We start from the raw sequence: 1,589 nt of genomic DNA, 5'->3' as shown, positions 1-1,589 counted from the left end.
CCCTGTTCGTCGGCACGTCGGGGTGGCAGTACAAGGACTGGAAGGGCGTCCTGTACCCGGCCGACGTGCCGACGAACAGGGTCATGCATCCATCAAAGCACTACAGGTAGAGCCCCGCGTCGACTCCGCCGCGGGGCTCCGGCAGCGAGGTCGGGGAGGTGCCCCGGCGCAGTGCGTACAGCTCGGCCAGGGTCGCGCCCTCGCGGCCGACGCCCTCCTCGGTGCCCAGCCAGTCCACCGACTCGCGGCGGGTCAGCGGGCCGACCTCGATCCGGGCCAGACAGCGGCCGGGCCGCACGACCGCGGGGTGCAGCCGCTCCAGGTCCTCGTTGGTGGTCACCCCGACCAGCACGTTGCGTCCCTGGCCGAGCAGGCCGTCGGTGAGGTTGAGCAGCCGGGAGAGGGCCTGGCCGGCGGTGTGCTTGGCCTCGCCGCGGATCAGCTCGTCACAGTCCTCCAGCAGGAGCAGCCGCCAGCGGCCCTTGCCGGGGCCGTCCTCCTCGCCGATCGCGATGTCCATCAGATAGCCGACGTCGGAGAACAGGCGCTCGGGGTCCAGGACGCAGTCGACCTGGCACCAGTCCCGCCAGGAGCGGGCCAGGGTGCGCAACGCGGAGGTCTTGCCGGTGCCGGGCGGGCCGTGCAGCAGGAGCAGCCGGCCGGCGATGTTGTCGGGGGTCGTCCCCATCAGGTGGTCCATCGCCTCGGCGACGGGGGCCGTGTAGTTGGGGCGGATCTCGTCCCAGGTGCCCGCGGAGATCTGGCGGGTGGTGCGGTGCGGGCCGCGCCGCGGGGAGACGTACCAGAAGCCCATGGTCACGTTCTCCGGCTGGGGTTCGGGCTCGTCGGTGGCGCCGTCGGTCGCCTCGTCGAGGATCTTCGCGGCGAGTTCGGCGGTGGTCGCGGTGACGGTGACGTCCGCGCCGCGGTTCCAGCGGGAGACCAGCAGCGTCCAGCCGTCGCCCTCGGCGAGCGTGGCGCTGCGGTCGTCGTCGCGGGCGACGCGCAGCACGCGCGCGTGGGGCGGGACCAGGGTGACGCCGGAGCGGACGCGGTCGATGTTCACCGCGTGGGAGTACGGTTGCTCGCCCGTCGCGAAGCGGCCGAGGAACAGCGCGTCGACGACATCGGCCGGGGAGTCGGAGTCGTCGACGTTGAGCCGCATCGGCAGGGCGTCGTGTGGGTGCGCGGACATGCCCGCCATGATCCGGCACCGGCGGCCCGTCTGCACCCGGTTTCCGCAGTGCGCGCCGGTGTGTCGGATCTGTCCGCCCGCGCGGTACGCCGGGGGACGCGGCCGGGGCTCGCCCCGCCCGCGCGCCCCGGCGGCGCCCTGCGCTTCAGGCCGGGGCCCCGACCGCCCTGCGGTGGATCCGCCGGGTCCTGCGGACCACCGCGTACCCCTTGGTGAGGGCGCGGTCGCGCGCGAAGGTGCGGGCGACCGAGCGACCGTCGAGCAGCCGCTCGAACTCCCCCACACCGGTGCCGCGCCGCACGGTCACCCGCCGCAGGGCGTACGGCCCCTGCGCGCGCCGGGCCAGCGCGTTGCCGACGGCGAGCGCCTGGGCGAACCCGTTCTCCCGTACGGC

The 1,589-nt window shown here is 74.6% G+C and carries 1 protein-coding gene and 1 pseudogene; both read right to left on the bottom strand.

The features are described 5' to 3' along the window. Positions 1–100: 100 nt before the first annotated feature. Complete coding sequence (locus BZL64_RS25495; protein ID WP_086771532.1) at positions 101–1,195, bottom strand: DUF5925 domain-containing protein; 1,095 nt, start codon at positions 1,193–1,195, stop codon at positions 101–103. 145 nt (positions 1,196–1,340) lie between these two features. After that, positions 1,341–1,589: pseudogene (locus BZL64_RS25490) on the bottom strand (polysaccharide deacetylase family protein); the annotation flags it as partial.

The organism is Streptomyces bobili (assembly GCF_002154575.1).
In the GTDB taxonomy this organism is placed as follows: domain Bacteria; phylum Actinomycetota; class Actinomycetes; order Streptomycetales; family Streptomycetaceae; genus Streptomyces; species Streptomyces bobili.
Note: the sequence above shows the minus strand (reverse complement) of the source record. Positions and strands in the feature narration are given on the sequence as shown.